Genomic DNA, 15,261 nt, shown 5'->3' with positions numbered 1-15,261 from the left:
AGGCTTTGAACTGATGGATATGACGAAAATGGCCGACCGAACCTATTACGCGCCGCATGGCGGCCACCCCGGCCAGAGCGAGCTGCTGACCGGCCGGGCCGTCTTCACCGAGGCCTATGCCGTCATTCCACGGGGGGTGATGCAGGACATCGTCACCAGCGCCTTGCCGTTCTGGGACAAGACCCGCGTCTGGGTGCTGTCGCGCCCGCTCTCGGGTTTTGCCGAGACGTTTTCGCAATATATCGTCGAGGTCGCACCCGGCGGCGGCAGCGATTGGCCGGAACCGGATGCCGGCGCCGAGGGCGCCTTGTTCGTAGTCGAGGGCGAGCTGACCGTTTTGCTGGCTGGCGAGAAACATGTCCTGCAGCCGGGCGGCTTTGCTTTCCTGCCGCCGGCCAGCGGGTGGACCGTTCGCAACGAGAGCGGTGCTGCTGTCCGTTTCCACTGGATCCGAAAAGCCTACGACGCCGTCGAGGGCATCGATACGCCGCAGGCCTTCTTCACCAACGAGCAAGACGTTGCACCGAGTCCGATGCCCGGCACCGACGGTCGGTGGGCGACGACCCGCTTCGTCGATCCTGAGGACATGCGCCACGATATGCATGTCACCATCGTCACGCTCGAACCGGGAGCGGTCATCCCCTTCGCCGAGACGCATGTCATGGAGCATGGCCTCTACGTGCTGGAGGGCAAGGCGGTCTACCGCCTCAACCAGGACTGGGTCGAGGTCGAGGCCGGCGACTATATGTGGCTGCGCGCCTTCTGCCCGCAGGCCTGCTATGCCGGCGGTCCCGGAAAATTCCGCTACCTGCTCTACAAGGACGTCAACCGGCATGCCAAGCTTGGCGGCGCCGGCGTCGCGAGTCGCGCGCGATGAGCCGCATCGTGGCGCGGCCGCTGACCCGCGAGAACTTCGCTGAATTCGGCGACGTCATCGAAATGGGCGGTGACAACCACTATCCGATCAATGGCGGCAAGACCGAGCGCTACCACGACCTCGCCACTGCCGAGGCACAGGGACCGAATGCCCGCGTTCTGATCTCCATGGTGCGCGGCACGCCGTACGATTTTCCGCTGAAGCTGACCATGGTCGAGCGTCACCCTTTCGGCAGCCAGGCTTTCATCCCGCTGTCGCCACGGCCGTTCCTGGTCGTCGTTTGCCATGATGGCCAAGACGGTCCGGGTGAGCCGCACGCCTTCATCACCGCGCCTGGGCAAGGCGTCAATTACCCACGCAACCGATGGCACGGCGTGCTGACGCCGATCGGCGAGGTCCAGGATTTTCTCGTCGTCGATCGCGGTGGCGACGGCTTCAACCTCGAAGAGTGCCATTTCTCGCACGCTTACGAGATCGATCTTCCCAATGGGACCGCATGATGGCCGACGTCTCGCTGATCGACCGCCTGCTCGACGTCATCGAGCATGGCATCGTGCCGAAGACGGCCGAAGGCGTCGCCCATGGCAACAAGCTGTTCGGCGCGGCGATCTTGAGAAAGGACGACCGCTCGCTGGTGCTCGCCGAAACCAACAACGAGACGGAAAATCCGCTCTGGCATGGCGAGGTGCACTGCCTGAAGCGGTTCTACGAAATGCCGAAGGCCGAGCGCGTCGACACCAAGGACGCGATCTTCCTCGCCACGCACGAACCCTGCTCGCTTTGCCTGTCGGCAATCACCTGGACCGGCTTCGATAATTTCTACTATTTGTTCAGCCACGAGGATTCGCGCGACAGCTTTGCCATCCCGCACGACCTGAAGATCCTGAAGGAGGTCTTCACTCTCGACCCCGGCGGCTACAATGCCGAGAATGCCTACTGGAAGAGTTTTTCGATCCGCAGACTGGTGCGGTCGTTGCCCGAGGCCGAGCGCCAGCGGCTGGAAACGCGGATCGGAAAAATCTCCGCTCGCTACGACGAACTGTCAGGCGCCTACCAGGCAAGCAAGGCCGAGAACGATATTCCGCTGAATTGAGGCGGGTTGCCTAGCCTACCTTCGCTTTCTTCAGCACCTCATTTATCCTGGCTTGCCAGCCTTTGCCGGTCGCCTTGAATTTGCTGATGACATCCTGATCCAAACGTATGGACACAACTTGCTTGGGCTTCTCCACGGCCGGCCGGCCACGCGCACGCCTTATGCTCTCGAAAAGTTCCGGAAACACTTCCGCGAAAGGCTTGGCTTGCGCCAGCTGTTCGTCGGTTGCCTCCGCGTCGTCGGGATCAACCGCAATTTGTCTTTGGATTTCCGCTTCCTCCTCATCGGTGAGCGGTCGAATGTGAGATTTACGATTGCTCATATACTGACCTCTCCTTTCGGCTGGCACGACGCATCGAGATCACCGAAATCGCTTCGGAACCAAGCGGCCTGAAAATCACGGCGAGAATAGTCTCCCTGAGTTCGCCAATCGCTTTGAGCCAGCCAGCTTTGGCTGGGAGGACGATCGCGGTCGCAAAAAACTCAATATCGAGTTTGGCGAAGTCGAGACCCCGATTTTCGAGGTTCGTCACACGCTTCGGCTCATCCCAAATCATTCAGGCGAGACCATCCTCAGTGCGTCGGATCCAAGCAAATAAACGTAATACATAAATTAACGATGCGGCGCAAGATGGAAGCCGAGTGTGGTCCCGCCCAATCGTCGTCGCAGCGACATGGGCCGTCGCCGGTTTGACTTCATGCCGTACGCGCTTCATGCCTCACTGGCAGCCTGGAGAGCCCGCATGAAAACTGTCACTGAATTTCCCCGCAAGGTCGTCGAGTTTCCGGATATGGGCATCGTCATGCCGGACGGCTGCCGGCTGTCGGCGCGGGTGTGGATGCCGGCCGATGCCGGCGACGATCCGGTGCCGGCGATCCTCGAGCATCTGCCCTACCGCAAGCGCGACGGCACCATCTTTCGCGATCAGCTGACGCACCCCTATTTCGCCGGCCACGGCTACGCCTCGATTCGCGTCGACATGCGCGGCAATGGCGATTCCGAAGGGCTGATGGACGACGAATATTCCGAGCAGGAACTGCAGGATGCTTGCGACGTGATCGCCTGGGCGGCGGCCCAGCCCTGGTGCAACGGCAATGTCGGCATGATGGGCATCTCCTGGGGCGGCTTCAATTGCCTGCAGACTGCAGCCAAGCAGCCGCCGGCGCTGAAGGCGGTCATCAGCCTGTGCTCGACCGTCGACCGCTACGCCGACGACATCCACTACAAGGGCGGCTGCCTGCTGATCGAGAATTTCGGCTGGGCCTCGACAATGCTGTCCTATTCCTCGCGGCCGCCGGACCCGCTGCTGGCCGGCGACACCAGATGGCGCGACCTGTGGCTGACCCGGCTGGAAAACCAGCCCTTCCTGGCGCCGCTTTGGCTGAAGCACCAGCATCGCGACGCCTATTGGAAGCGCGGCTCGATCTGCGAGGACTTTTCCGCCGTCAAGGCTGCGGTGCTGTCGATCGGCGGCTGGCATGACGGCTACCGCAACACCATTTCCCACCTCGCCACGAACATCGAGGCGCCGGTCAAGGGCATCGTCGGTCCCTGGATTCACAAATACCCCCATTATGCGGCACCAAAGCCCGCCATCGGTTTCCTGCAGGAAGCCTTGCGCTGGTGGGACCGCTGGCTGAAGGGCATCGACACCGGCGTCGACGCCGACCCCGCCTACCGCGCCTATGTCATGGACAGCGTCCGCCCCGCGCGCTGGCATCCCGAACGGCCGGGCCGCTGGGTGGCGGAACCGGCGTGGCCGTCGCCTGATATCAAGACGCAGGAAGTCGAGCTGATTGCAGAAGGCAGCAAGCCGGCTATCGTCGCTTCGCCGCAAAGCTGCGGTCTCGCCGGCGGCGAATATTTTCCCTTTACCTTTGGCCCGGAACTGCCCGGCGATCAGCGCCCCGATGATGCGCTGTCGGTGTGTTTCGACCAGCCGGTGCTGACCGAAGCGATCGATATTGTCGGCGCGCCTGAGGTGCGGGTCCGGGTCTCGGCGGACCGGCGCCAGACGAACATCGCGATCCGGCTATGCGACGTGCATCCCGACGGCGCATCGGAGCTGATCTCCTACGGCGTGCTCAACCTGACGCACCACAATTCGCACGAATTTCCCGAAGCGCTGGTGCCGGGCGAAACCGTCAGCGCCGTGGTCGTGCTCGACCAATGCGCTTATCGCGTGCCATCAGGTCACCGCCTGCGTATTGCCGTTTCGAACGCCTACTGGCCGATGATCTGGCCATCGCCGGAGCCAGTCCGGCTCGACCTGTCGGCGGCAACGCTGAAGCTGCCGCTGCGCCCGCCGGCGCAAGGCGATGAAGTCGGTTTCGCTTCACCAGAAGCAGCATCGCCCTGGGCAACCGAAACGATCCGCGCCGCCAATTCAGAACGTCATGTCGATCGCGACGAAAAGACCGGAATCGTCACGCTTTCCATCGTCGACGATTTCGGCGAGGTGCGCGATCTGGAGCATGGCCTCGCCAACGGCAGCATTGCCCGTGAGACATGGGCGATCCATCCTGACAATCCGCTGTCGGCCTCGGGCAAGACGCACTGGACCCAGACGCTGTCGCGAAATGGATGGTCGGTGCGCACCGAAACATCAGCCGAGATGCGGTGCGACGCGCAAAACTTCATGGTTAGCGCCAGAATCGAAGCCTACGAAGGTGAGAAACTGGTTTTCGAGCGCAATTTCGAAGAGAAAATCCCGCGCGCTCTGCTTTGAGCGCTTATGCGGATTGGTCCAAATGCGACGTACGATTTACGCCACGGCATGTCGCATTCGGTCTTGCTTACGGCGTTCCCTTGCGGTCATTATTCTCCTCACAAGAAACCATAAAAAAACGACCATAAGGTCGAACCAACAGAGTGAGGAACTCAACATGTGGAACGAACTGGAATTTCTTAGCCGGCGCGTCGCATCCGGCAAACTGAGCCGTCGTGATTTTCTCGGCCGGGCGGCAGCGCTCGGCGTCACCGCGACCTTCGCCAACTCGCTGCTTTCAAGTGCGGCACGCGCCGCGGGTCCGGTCAAGGGCGGCACGCTGAAGGCCGGCCTGGTCGGCGGCGAGTCCACCAACAGCCTCGATCCGGCCCTGTTCATGACGCAGGTTCCGTTCGCCTTCGGCAAGATGTGGGGCGAACTGATCGTCGAGCTTTCCCCGGAAGGCACTCTCGAGAACCGCATCGCCGAGGAGATCGGCTCGTCGGACGACGCCAAGGTCTGGACGCTGAAGATTCGCGACGGCGTCGAATTCCACAATGGCAAGACGGTGACCGCCGAGGACGTGGCCGCCACACTCGAACGCCATTCGGACGAGAAGTCGAAGTCCGGCGCGCTCGGCTACATGAAGGGCATCGAGAGCATCAAGGCCAGCGGCAAGGAAGTCGTGCTGACGCTGAAGGAAGCCAATGCCGACCTGCCCTATCTGCTCAGCGACTACCATTTGATCGTCCAGCCCGATGGCGGCAAGGACAAGGCTGACGCCGGCATCTCGGCCGGACCTTACAAGGTAACCACCAACGAGCCCGGCGTGCGCCACGGCGGCGAGCGCTTCGCCAATTACTGGCAGGCCGACAAGATGGGCCATGCCGACCAGATCGAAATCATCGTCATCAACGATGCCACCGCGCGCACCTCGGCGCTGCAGGGCGGCCAGGTCAACATGATCAACCGTGTCGAGCCGAAGATCGTCGATCTGATCAAGCGTCTGCCCGGCGTCACCATCCGCAACCATGCCGGACCCGGCCACTACGTGTTCATCATGCATTGCAACACGGAGCCGTTCGACAACAACGATTTGCGCATGGCGCTGAAGCTGGCGATCGACCGCGAGGAGATGCTCGACAAGATCCTCAGAGGCTATGGCTCGCTCGGCAACGACTTCCCGATCAACTCGGCCTATCCGCTGTTTTCCGAGGACATCGAGCAGCGCAAATACGATCCCGACAAGGCCAAGTTCCATTTCAAGAAGTCTGGCCATGACGGCACCGTCCTGCTCAGGACATCGGACGTCGCCTTCCCAGGCGCCGTCGATGCCGCGCAGCTGTTCCAGCAGAGCGCGGCCAAGGCCGGCATCACGCTGGAGATCAAGCGCGAACCCGGCGACGGCTACTGGTCGGAGGTCTGGAACAAGCAGCCCTTCTGCGCTTCCTACTGGGGCGGCCGCTCGACGCAGGACCAGATGTATTCGACCGCCTATCTGTCGACGGCCGATTGGAACGACACGCGTTTCAAGCGTCCCGAGTTCGACAAGATGGTGCTGGCGGCCCGCGCCGAGCTCGACGAAGCCAAGCGCAAGGCGATGTATCGCGACATGGCGATGCTCGTCCGCGACGAAGGTGGCCTGATCCTGCCGATGTTCAACCAGTTCATCGATGCGACGGGCGCCAAGGTTGCCGGCTGGGTCGACGATCCGCATCAGGAGCTGATGAACGGGTACGCTCTGGCAAAGTGCTGGCTCGAAGCCTGAGCCCGGCCTTGCGGATATGTCCTCACCCATCGTGAAACTGGTGGCCCAGCGCATTGCGCTGGGCATCCTCCTGCTGTTGGCCGTATCGGTCCTGATCTTCGCCGGCACTCAGATCCTGCCCGGCGACGTCGCGCAAGCCATCCTCGGACAGTCGGCGACGCCTGAGTCGCTCGCCAATCTGCGCGAGCAGCTCGGCCTCAACGATCCGGCCTTTATCCGCTATTTCCGCTGGCTCGGCGGCGTCGTGACCGGCGACCTCGGCACCGCGATGTCGAGCGGGCAGGATATTGCGACGTCGATCAAGGGGCGGTTGTGGAACACGCTGTTCCTCGCCTTCTGGGCGGCGGTCGTGGCCGTGCCGCTGGCGATCATTCTTGGCCTGATTGCGGTGCGTTACCGCAATGGCTGGGTCGACAAGCTGATCTCCGGGCTGGCGCTTGCCTCGACATCGTTTCCCGAATTCTTCATCGGCTATGTGCTCGTCTATTTCTTTGCCGTGAAGTACCAGATCTTTCCCGGCATCTCGACCGTCTATGACGGAATGCCTTTCGGCGAGCGCATGCAGGCTATCATGCTGCCGGCGGCGGCACTGACGCTGGTGGTGCTCGCCCACATGATGCGCATGACGCGCGCCGCGATCCTCAATGTCATGCAGTCGGCTTATGTGGAAACCGCCGAGCTCAAGGGACTCTCGGCCTTCGCCGTCATCCGCAGGCATGCCTTCCCCAATGCGATTGCGCCTATCATCAATGTCGTCATGCTCAACCTCGCCTATCTCATCGTCGGCGTCGTCGTGGTCGAGGTGATCTTCGTCTACCCGGGCATGGGGCAATATCTCGTCGACCACGTCACCAAGCGCGACGTGCCGGTGGTGCAGGCGGTCGGCCTGATCTTCGCCGCCGTCTACATCAGCTTGAACATCATTGCGGACATAGCGGCGATCGTCGCCAATCCGCGTCTCAGACATCCGAAATAGGGGAGCGGGCATGCTCGACATAAAACGCATCCCCATCCCGGCGCTGATCGGCCTGGTGCTGACGGCGCTGTTCGTGCTGGCGGCGATCTTCGCGCCGTGGATCGCGCCGTACGGCAATGGCGAGATCGTCGGCGATGTCTGGGGACCGATGTCGGCGACACATTGGCTGGGCACCGACAATCTCGGCCGCGACCTTCTTTCCCGCATGATCTACGGTGCCCGCGTCACGCTGTTCATCGCGGTGCTGGCCACCGCGCTGTCCTTCTCGCTTGGTGCCATCCTCGGCTTCTCGGCGGCGGTTTTCGGCGGCTGGTTCGACACGCTTATGTCGCGCCTCGTCGATCTCCTGATGTCGATCCCGACGCTGATCATGGGCCTCGTCGTGCTCTCGGTGCTGCCGACCAATCTGGTGACGCTGATCCTGGTCATGGGCATTCTCGACTCGACCCGCGTCTACCGCCTGTCGCGGGCGGTCGCCGTCGACATCAACGTCATGGATTTCGTCGAGGCGGCCAAGCTGCGCGGCGAAGGCAGCGGGTGGATCATCTTCCGCGAGATCCTGCCCAATGCATTGTCGCCGCTGGTTTCGGAACTCGGCTTGCGCTTCATCTATGCCGTGCTGTTCCTGTCGACGCTGTCCTTCCTCGGGCTCGGCGTGCAGCCGCCTAGCGCCGACTGGGGCGGCATGGTCAAGGAAAACAAGGACGGCATCGTCTTCGGCATAGCGGCGGCACTCATCCCGGCGGCGGCGATCGCCATGCTGGCGATTTCCGTCAACCTAGTCGCCGACTGGGTGCTCAACCGCACGACAAGCCTGAAGGGAGGGCGCGGGTGATGGCTGACCAGCGAGCAAAGTCCATGCTGCTCGACATCCGCAATCTGCGCATCGAGGCCACCGTGTTCCCGCCGGGCGAGCCGCCGAAGAACATCGTGCTGGTCCACGACGTCTCGCTGACGCTCGAGAAGGGCAAGGTGCTCGGCCTGATCGGCGAGTCCGGCGCCGGCAAAGTCGACCATCGGCCTGGCGTCGATGGGCTATGGCCGCGGCGGCGTGCGCATCACCGGCGGCGAGGTGATCCTCAACGGCCGCGACATCCTCAAGGGCGGCAAGGAGGGCTTTCGCAAGCTGCGCGGCCGCGAGGTCTGCTATGTCGCGCAATCGGCTGCCGCCGCCTTCAACCCGGCGCACAGGCTGATGGATCAGGTGGTCGAGGCGACGCTGCTGCATGGCACGGCGACACGGGCGGCGGCCGAAAAACGCGCCATTGCGCTGTTCAAGAAGCTCAGCCTGCCGAACCCCGAACGCATCGGCGAGCGCTTTCCGCACCAGGTGTCGGGCGGTCAGCTGCAGCGCGTGATGACGGCGATGGCGCTGTGCTCCGAGCCCGACCTGATCGTCTTCGACGAGCCGACCACGGCGCTTGACGTGACGACGCAGATCGACGTGCTGGCGGCGATCAAGGACGCCATCCGCGACACTCATGTCGCAGCACTCTACATCACCCATGACCTTGCCGTCGTCGCCCAGGTGTCGGACGAAATCATGGTGCTGCGACACGGCCGGCTGGTCGAATGGGGCGGCACCCGCCAGATCATCAAGGAACCGCGCCAGGAATACACCAACGCGCTGGTCTCGGTGCATGAGATCGAGCACCAGGAACAGAAGCCCGGCACGACGCCGTTCCTGTCGGTCAAGAACATCACCGCCGCCTATGGCCGCAGCCACATCAAGGTGCTGAAGAACGTCTCGGTCGACATCTATCCGGGCCAGACGCTGGCGGTGGTCGGCGAGTCCGGCTCCGGCAAATCGACACTGGCGCGCGCCGTCACCGGCCTGTTGCCGCCCGAACAAGGTACCGTCACCTTCGATGGACGTCCGCTCGCCAACCGGCTTGCCGATCGGCCGAAAGAGGATCTACGGCAATTGCAGATGATCTACCAGATGGCCGACGTGGCGATGAACCCGCGCCAGACCGTCGGCACCATCATCGGTCGGCCACTCGAATTCTATTTCGGTCTGCGTGGAAGGCAACGTGACGCCCGCGTCGCCGAACTGCTCGACAAGATCGAAATGGGCAAGGGTTTCATCGACCGCTACCCGGCCGAGCTTTCCGGCGGCCAGAAGCAGCGCGTCTGCATCGCCCGCTCGCTTGCCGCCAAGCCGAAGCTGATCATCTGCGACGAGGTCACCTCGGCGCTCGACCCGCTGGTCGCCCACGGCATCCTCAAGCTGCTGCTCGAGCTGCAGAAGGAGGAAAACGTCGCCTATCTGTTCATCACCCACGACCTCGCCACGGTGAAGTCGATCGCCGATTCCATTGCAGTGATGTATCGCGGCGAGGTGGTGCGCTACGGCGCGAAGAGCCAGGTGCTGGCGCCCCCCTTCGATGCCTACACCGATCTTCTCTTGTCCTCGGTCCCCGAAATGGAGATCGGCTGGCTGGAAAAGGCCATCAAGGGACGGCGCATGGCCAGCGCGGGGAATTAGATACCCCGGTGGCGCTGAAGAAAAAACTTCTGCTGATCATCCTCGACGGCGTGCCTTATCGGAACTGGCGCCGGCTGATGGGCAATCTCGAAGGCTGGGTGCAATCGGGCGAAGCGCGCATCTGGAAGATGCGCTCCGTGCTGCCATCGACATCGGCCAGCTGCTATGCCTCGATCCACACCGGCGTGGCGCCGCAGGTGCATGGTATCCTGACCAACGAGAACCGGTTCCGCGTCGAGCAGCCGGATATTTTCTCCGAGGTCAGCAAGGCCGGTGGCAAGACCGGCGCGGTCACCCATTCCTACTGGTCCGAATTCTTCCGTGCCTATCCGTTCGATCTGGTCGAGGACATCGAGTTCGACGAGCCGGGCGGGCCGATCACGCATGGCCGGTTCCACACCATGACGGGCTACAATGCCAGGAACCAGATGACGCCGAGCGACCTCGACCTGTTCGCGACGCTGACGATGCTGACCAGACGCCACGGCATCGACTACGGCATTCTGCACACTTGCACGCTGGACTCGATGGGCCACCGCTTCGGCCACGACTGCCATGAGATGGACCAAGCCGTTTATGCGATGGACGGGATGCTGGCCGCCTTCCTGCCGCGCTGGCGGGAAGCCGGCTACGAAGTGATCGTCACCGCCGATCACGGCCAGACCGATCGCGGCCATCATGGCGGCCATGACGACGAGATGCAGGATTTTGCTCTGTATTATTTCGGACAGGGCAAGGGTCCGGAGGCCGATACGCTGCTCGACCAGCTGCAGCTTGCGCCGACAGTGCTTGCGCGCCTCGGCGTGCCGGCGCCGGCCACGATGAAGGCTAGGCCGTTTCTCGACTGAACGGGGTTCCCCTTCTCCCCTTGTGGGAGAAGGTGGATCGGCGCGCAGCACCGAGCCGGATGAGGGGTGTTGGGAGAAACTCGGCTTTAAAATATTTGGGGATTTGGAGCGTTTATTCCTTCCGTGTAGCGATCCGTCCAACACCCCTCATCCGACCGAGCTTCGCTCGGCCACCTTCTCCCACAACAAGGGGAGAAGGAAAGCCCACTCTGGCAACGTCGCCGCTCTTCGGCTAGCCTTAATCCTAGGCGGAAAGCGGTGGACCTTTTTGGGCCGATCAGCGACAGAGCAGACAGGAGCCAGGCGGCTCGACCGGCCATGACGGCAGCGACGGAAACCGATCGCGCGCTTGTCGGCCGGGTCGCGAAGGGCGACCGTGCCGGCTTCGAGGGGCGCTCGGAAGTCTCGACATGGCTGCTCGGCACCACGCTGATGCGCTTCGGTATTCCCGATGGCCTCGTGCCTGGCGCAGCTTGCCGCCGACGGCCGCACCCTGCGGCGCGAGCCCAACCATATCTACTCGCTGCGAAGAACGACCCGCTCGGAGCAAGAGGTCATCGATTCAGGGCAGCGGGATCGGGTTGTCGCTGAGTGTGCGCAAGTACGCGATCAGGTCGGCCCGTTCGCTCTCGTCCGGGACACCAGGCGTCTCCATCTTGACGCCCGGCGTGGTGAGCATGGGCCCGAAGAGATATCTGTTCAGGTCCTCGTACGTCCATACACCCTCCCAGCCCAGCAAGGTGTCGGAGTAACGCACATTTGCCATAGATGCCTTGTCGCGGCCGACGACGTTCCACAAGTTGGGTCCTATTTTGTTCCCTCCCTGTGGCTCGGGGTTGTGGCAACTAGTACACCGGCGGGTGAAGTAGGTTCGGTCTTTCTCGACATCGGCAGAAGCCAACTTCATCGAGATCGGGGCTGGTGTTGGCAAGACGACGCCGTGCGACATGAGATAGTCGGCAACTTCGCGTTGCCCGCTGCGCTTTGCCAGATGGAGCGGTGTCTTGCCGTCCATTGTCTTGGCATTCACGTCCGCGCCGGACTCGACCAGTGCCTTCACGCAGTCGAGACAACCGAGAGTGACGGCGACATGAAGGGCGAATTCACCACCACGGTTGGAATTTGGATCTGCGTTCCGCTCCAGCAACAGCTTTAACAGATCGATCTTGCCTGTCCCTACAGCCGCCATCAGCGGGGGCCCCCCAGTCGTCTGGGCGTTGACGTCCGCACCACGTTCTATGAGCAGTTTTGCCGCTTCGATGTGGCCCATCCAGACCGCAAAATAGAGCGGCGTTGCGGTTCCATCACTCTCATCTATGCCGGCGCCTCCATCGAGCGCAGCCGTGATCGCTGCGACATCGCCGTTCATTGCGGCATCGTGAATGTCCGCGGCATGCGATACGATCGGGATGTGTACAAGCAACAGTGGAATGAAGAGCAAGGACACGCGCATTTGGCATCTCCCAAGGCAAACCGCAGTAAGCGTCACGGTTTCAAGACGGCAAAAGTATACCACGAACGCCTGATCGCAACCACGCCATCGATGGCTCAATGAATGGTGGCAGCCGTTGAAAGAATGAAAGTTTTCAGGAAGACCGGCCATGTCCTTACTAGCCGTTTGGTAACGGGCCGAAAGGTTCCCATCCACGTCACTTTCGCCGTCGCGCAAGTGCCGGGGGTGACTGGGATGGTTGGAACTCCCTTGGCCAGATTTATTGTGCTTCGACCCCCTAACCCGGTGCGCCGGCGACCGATCCCCTGACCACCAGATCGACCGGCCAGACTTCGCCGCGGGCGCCCTCCTCCAATCCGGCAATCCGCGCCGCCAGCCGCTCGGCGACGCGCGCGCCGGCCAAGCGGATCGACGAACGCGTCGTCGACAACGGCACCGAAAAATTCTCCGGCTTCAGCCAGGGGAAGACGTCGTCATGGGCGATCAGCGACAGGTCTCCGGGAATGGTCAGGCCGAGATCGCGCACCGCGCGCACGACGCCGAGCGCCATGATCAGGCTGGAGCAGGCGATCGCCGTCGGTGCATCGCTTTGCTCAAGCAAGCGCCTGGCGGCGCGGTAACCGTTCTCCTCGGTCATGGCGAGGGAACAGACATGGCCTTCGCCAAGCACCAGGCCGCTCGCCGCCAGCGCCCGACGCACGCCACGCTCGCGGTGAATGGCGAAAGTCTCGCGGTCGTCGCCGTTGATCAGCGCCAGCCGCCGGTGACCGAGCTGGACGAGCAGCCGTGCCGCCTCGTGGAAGGCGCCCTCATTGTCGATGTCGGTGAAGGGGTAGTCGAAATCGAGCCCGTCGCTGCGGCCGTGGACGATGAACGGGATGCCGAGCGTGCTGACCAGCGCCACCCGCCGGTCGACCGGCCTCGGGGAGGAGATGTAGACGGCGTCGACCTGCCGGTTGGCGACGATGCGCCGGTAGGTCGTCTCCTGATCGTCGGCATCGGCCGGGGACAGCACCAGGTCGAGTTCGTGCGAACGGGCGTAGTCGCCGAGACCTGAGAGGAATTCGACGAAATGCGGGTCGATGTCGACGGTCGTCCCGGTCGGCAAGACATAACCGATCATCCCGGTCTTGCCGGTAGCCAGCCGGCGCGCACTCGGGTTGGGGCGGTAGCCGTGGCGCTTGGCGGCGTCGATCACCCGCCGGCGCGTTTCCTCATTGACCTCGGGGTAGCCGTTCAGCGCGCGGCTTACCGTTGTCTGCGAAAGCGCCAGCATGTGGGAAAGCTGTTTGAGGTTCACCGAAGGCCTCCCAGCCTCAAAGCGCTTTTAACAGGGGGTCGCCGACCGCCACTGGCAGCGCTGCTGCATGCAAAGACCATAAGCACCGTTTCCGACCAGTTTGAAGCAAAATTTGCTGATTCAGCGCCAAAAGCATGCTGCAGCGCACTTTAGTTGCCTTTCATGCGTGAAATTAAATCGATTAGCCTACCGCCCGCTCTTGACTTCTGATGGATTCAGTGGCGTGATCGGGAGCGCCAAAGCGCTTTGGAAGACTCTTCGAAAGGTTGCGGTTCCTTTCCGAATGAGTCACAGTCCTGCGGCGTCGGCGGACGGGATGGAGGTTTCGTCCGAGTGTTCGTGACCACTGGGAGGAATACCGATGAAGAAAATGCTTCTGCTGGGCGCCGCGTTTGTCACGCTCGTCCTGGGCGCGCCGGCGCAAGCCGAACTGAAGTTCAAGCCGGGCGAAGACCCCCGCTTTAATTGGGCGAACTACGAAGAGCTCAAGAAGGTCGACCTCAAGGGCGAGACGCTATCGATCTTCGGGCCATGGCGCGGCGAGGACGAGGGCCTCATCCGCACCGTTCTAAACTATTTCTCGGAAGCCACCGGCGCCGAGATCAAATACTCCTCATCGGAAAATTACGAACAGCAGATCGTCATCGACACGCAGGCCGGCAGCCCGCCCAACATCGCCGTGCTGCCGCAGCCGGGCCTGATCCAGGACCTGGCGTCCAAGGGCCTGCTGACGCCGCTCGGCGACGACACCGCCAGCTGGATCAAGGACAATTACGGCGCCGGCCAGTCATGGGTCGATCTCGGCACCTTCAAGGATAAAGACGGCAAGCCGGGCTTCTTCGCCTTCCCCTACAAGGCCGACGTGAAATCGCTGGTCTGGTACTCGCCGGACAATTTCGAGGAAGCCGATTACGAGGTGCCGAAGACGCAGGAAGAGCTCGCCGAGCTTGAAAAGAAGATCATCGCCGACGGCGGCACGCCATGGTGCATCGGGCTCGGTTCGGGCGGCGCCACCGGCTGGCCGGCGACCGACTGGGTCGAGGACATCATGCTACGCACCCAGATGCCCGAGACCTACGACAAGTGGGTGAAGAACGAGATTCCGTTCAACGATCCAGCGGTGGTCAACGCCATCGACATTTTCGGCAAGATCGCGACCGACGACAAGATGGTCGACGGCGGCGCCAAGGCGGTGGCGGCGACCGACTTCCGCGACAGCCCGAAGGGCCTCTTCTCGGTGCCGCCGAAATGCTATTTGCACCATCAGGCGTCGTTCATCCCGACCTTCTTCCCGGAAGGCACTGAGATCGGCCAGGACGCCGACTTCTTCTACTTCCCACCTTACGCTTCCAAGCCCGACCTCGGCACCCCGGTGCTCGGCGCCGGCACGCTGGCTATGATCACCAAGGATAGCAAGAGTGCCCGCGCGTTCATCGAATTCCTGAAGATGCCGCTCGCCCATGAGATCTGGATGGCCCAGGGTGGCTTCGTGACGCCGTTCAAATCGGTCAACAAGGACGCCTATGCCAGCGACGCGCTGAAGAAGCAGGGCGAAATCCTTGCCGAAGCCTCGACCTTCCGGTTTGACGGGTCCGACCTTATGCCGGGCAAGATCGGCGCCGGCGCCTTCTGGACCGGCATGATCGATCTCGTCGGCGGCAAGTCCGCCCAGGATGTCGCCACCGACATCCAGAAGAGCTGGGACGCGATCAAATAGGGAGCCCCGGTTGAACGTTCGGACTGCCGATCC

General features: G+C 62.5%; 13 protein-coding genes and 1 pseudogene. 10 read left to right on the top strand and 4 right to left on the bottom strand.

Going from position 1 to position 15,261, the window contains the following annotated elements:
- The first annotated feature begins 28 nt into the window (after nt 1–28).
- The 3 genes from NKH12_RS09690 to NKH12_RS09680 are packed head-to-tail and all read left to right on the top strand — an operon-like array spanning nt 29 to nt 1,970.
- Nucleotides 29–877 (top strand): bifunctional allantoicase/(S)-ureidoglycine aminohydrolase, encoded by an 849-nt coding sequence (locus NKH12_RS09690; protein ID WP_502910772.1) that lies wholly within the window; start codon nt 29–31, stop codon nt 875–877.
- Nucleotides 874–1,377, top strand: a complete 504-nt coding sequence (locus NKH12_RS09685) for an ureidoglycolate lyase (protein WP_352952899.1) — start codon at nt 874–876, stop codon at nt 1,375–1,377. The genes NKH12_RS09690 and NKH12_RS09685 overlap by 4 nt, the downstream gene beginning before the upstream one ends.
- Nucleotides 1,377–1,970: a nucleoside deaminase gene (locus tag NKH12_RS09680; protein WP_352952930.1), complete on the top strand. Its 594-nt coding sequence runs from the start codon at nt 1,377–1,379 to the stop codon at nt 1,968–1,970. Before NKH12_RS09685 ends, NKH12_RS09680 begins: the two co-directional genes overlap by 1 nt.
- A 10-nt stretch (nt 1,971–1,980) precedes the next feature.
- Here the strand turns inward: NKH12_RS09680 and NKH12_RS09675 are convergent, their stop codons facing one another.
- Nucleotides 1,981–2,292 carry a BrnA antitoxin family protein gene (locus NKH12_RS09675; protein ID WP_352952898.1) on the bottom strand — a complete coding sequence of 104 codons (312 nt, stop codon included), beginning with the start codon at nt 2,290–2,292 and terminating at the stop codon, nt 1,981–1,983.
- Nucleotides 2,279–2,527 carry a BrnT family toxin gene (locus NKH12_RS09670; RefSeq protein WP_352952897.1) on the bottom strand — a complete coding sequence of 83 codons (249 nt, stop codon included), beginning with the start codon at nt 2,525–2,527 and terminating at the stop codon, nt 2,279–2,281. Before NKH12_RS09670 ends, NKH12_RS09675 begins: the two co-directional genes overlap by 14 nt.
- A gap of 186 nt (nt 2,528–2,713) precedes the next feature.
- On the opposite strand from NKH12_RS09670, the gene NKH12_RS09665 reads away from it, so the two are divergent.
- From NKH12_RS09665 to NKH12_RS09640, 6 genes and pseudogenes are all read left to right on the top strand, one after another.
- On the top strand, nt 2,714–4,699 hold the full coding sequence (locus NKH12_RS09665) for a CocE/NonD family hydrolase (protein WP_352952896.1): 1,986 nt from the start codon (nt 2,714–2,716) through the stop codon (nt 4,697–4,699).
- A gap of 157 nt (nt 4,700–4,856) precedes the next feature.
- Complete coding sequence (locus NKH12_RS09660) at nt 4,857–6,446, top strand: ABC transporter substrate-binding protein (protein WP_352952895.1); 1,590 nt, start codon at nt 4,857–4,859, stop codon at nt 6,444–6,446.
- A gap of 16 nt (nt 6,447–6,462) precedes the next feature.
- Nucleotides 6,463–7,422, top strand: a complete 960-nt coding sequence (locus NKH12_RS09655) for an ABC transporter permease (protein WP_023796836.1) — start codon at nt 6,463–6,465, stop codon at nt 7,420–7,422.
- A 10-nt stretch (nt 7,423–7,432) separates the two neighbouring features.
- A complete protein-coding gene (locus tag NKH12_RS09650; protein ID WP_352952894.1) occupies nt 7,433–8,257 on the top strand; it encodes an ABC transporter permease in 825 nt (274 codons plus the stop codon).
- Nucleotides 8,257–9,910, top strand: a pseudogene (locus NKH12_RS09645) (ABC transporter ATP-binding protein). The gene NKH12_RS09650 and the pseudogene NKH12_RS09645 overlap by 1 nt, the downstream one beginning before the upstream one ends.
- Nucleotides 9,911–9,918: 8 nt before the next feature.
- Nucleotides 9,919–10,758 (top strand): alkaline phosphatase family protein, encoded by an 840-nt coding sequence (locus NKH12_RS09640; protein ID WP_352952893.1) that lies wholly within the window; start codon nt 9,919–9,921, stop codon nt 10,756–10,758.
- Between the two features lie 562 nt (nt 10,759–11,320).
- Here the strand turns inward: NKH12_RS09640 and NKH12_RS09635 are convergent.
- Together NKH12_RS09635 and NKH12_RS09630 are read right to left on the bottom strand one after the other, a co-directional pair.
- Nucleotides 11,321–12,211, bottom strand: a complete 891-nt coding sequence (locus NKH12_RS09635) for an ankyrin repeat domain-containing protein (protein ID WP_352952892.1) — start codon at nt 12,209–12,211, stop codon at nt 11,321–11,323.
- Between the two features lie 277 nt (nt 12,212–12,488).
- Nucleotides 12,489–13,511, bottom strand: a complete 1,023-nt coding sequence (locus tag NKH12_RS09630) for a substrate-binding domain-containing protein (protein ID WP_352952891.1) — start codon at nt 13,509–13,511, stop codon at nt 12,489–12,491.
- 361 nt (nt 13,512–13,872) lie between these two features.
- On the opposite strand from NKH12_RS09630, the gene NKH12_RS09625 reads away from it, so the two are divergent.
- A complete protein-coding gene (locus tag NKH12_RS09625; RefSeq protein ID WP_352952890.1) occupies nt 13,873–15,228 on the top strand; it encodes an ABC transporter substrate-binding protein in 1,356 nt (451 codons plus the stop codon).
- The last annotated feature ends 33 nt before the right edge of the window (nt 15,229–15,261 follow it).

The organism is Mesorhizobium sp. M1322, from assembly GCF_040318085.1.
In the GTDB taxonomy this organism is placed as follows: Bacteria; Pseudomonadota; Alphaproteobacteria; order Rhizobiales; family Rhizobiaceae; genus Mesorhizobium.
This window is presented reverse-complemented; position numbering and strand designations above follow the sequence as displayed.

Bases quoted from the DNA above. Each gene is read 5' to 3' on its own strand.
- NKH12_RS09690 (WP_502910772.1), top strand. From the start codon at position 29: ATGGCCGACCGAACCTATTACGCGCCGCATGGCGGCCACCCCGGCCAG.
- NKH12_RS09685 (WP_352952899.1), top strand. From the start codon at position 874: ATGAGCCGCATCGTGGCGCGGCCGCTGACCCGCGAGAACTTCGCTGAA.
- NKH12_RS09680 (WP_352952930.1), top strand. From the start codon at position 1,377: ATGGCCGACGTCTCGCTGATCGACCGCCTGCTCGACGTCATCGAGCAT.
- NKH12_RS09675 (WP_352952898.1), bottom strand. From the start codon at position 2,292: ATGAGCAATCGTAAATCTCACATTCGACCGCTCACCGATGAGGAGGAA.
- NKH12_RS09670 (WP_352952897.1), bottom strand. From the start codon at position 2,527: ATGATTTGGGATGAGCCGAAGCGTGTGACGAACCTCGAAAATCGGGGT.
- NKH12_RS09665 (WP_352952896.1), top strand. From the start codon at position 2,714: ATGAAAACTGTCACTGAATTTCCCCGCAAGGTCGTCGAGTTTCCGGAT.
- NKH12_RS09660 (WP_352952895.1), top strand. From the start codon at position 4,857: ATGTGGAACGAACTGGAATTTCTTAGCCGGCGCGTCGCATCCGGCAAA.
- NKH12_RS09655 (WP_023796836.1), top strand. From the start codon at position 6,463: ATGTCCTCACCCATCGTGAAACTGGTGGCCCAGCGCATTGCGCTGGGC.
- NKH12_RS09650 (WP_352952894.1), top strand. From the start codon at position 7,433: ATGCTCGACATAAAACGCATCCCCATCCCGGCGCTGATCGGCCTGGTG.
- NKH12_RS09635 (WP_352952892.1), bottom strand. From the start codon at position 12,211: ATGCGCGTGTCCTTGCTCTTCATTCCACTGTTGCTTGTACACATCCCG.
- NKH12_RS09625 (WP_352952890.1), top strand. From the start codon at position 13,873: ATGAAGAAAATGCTTCTGCTGGGCGCCGCGTTTGTCACGCTCGTCCTG.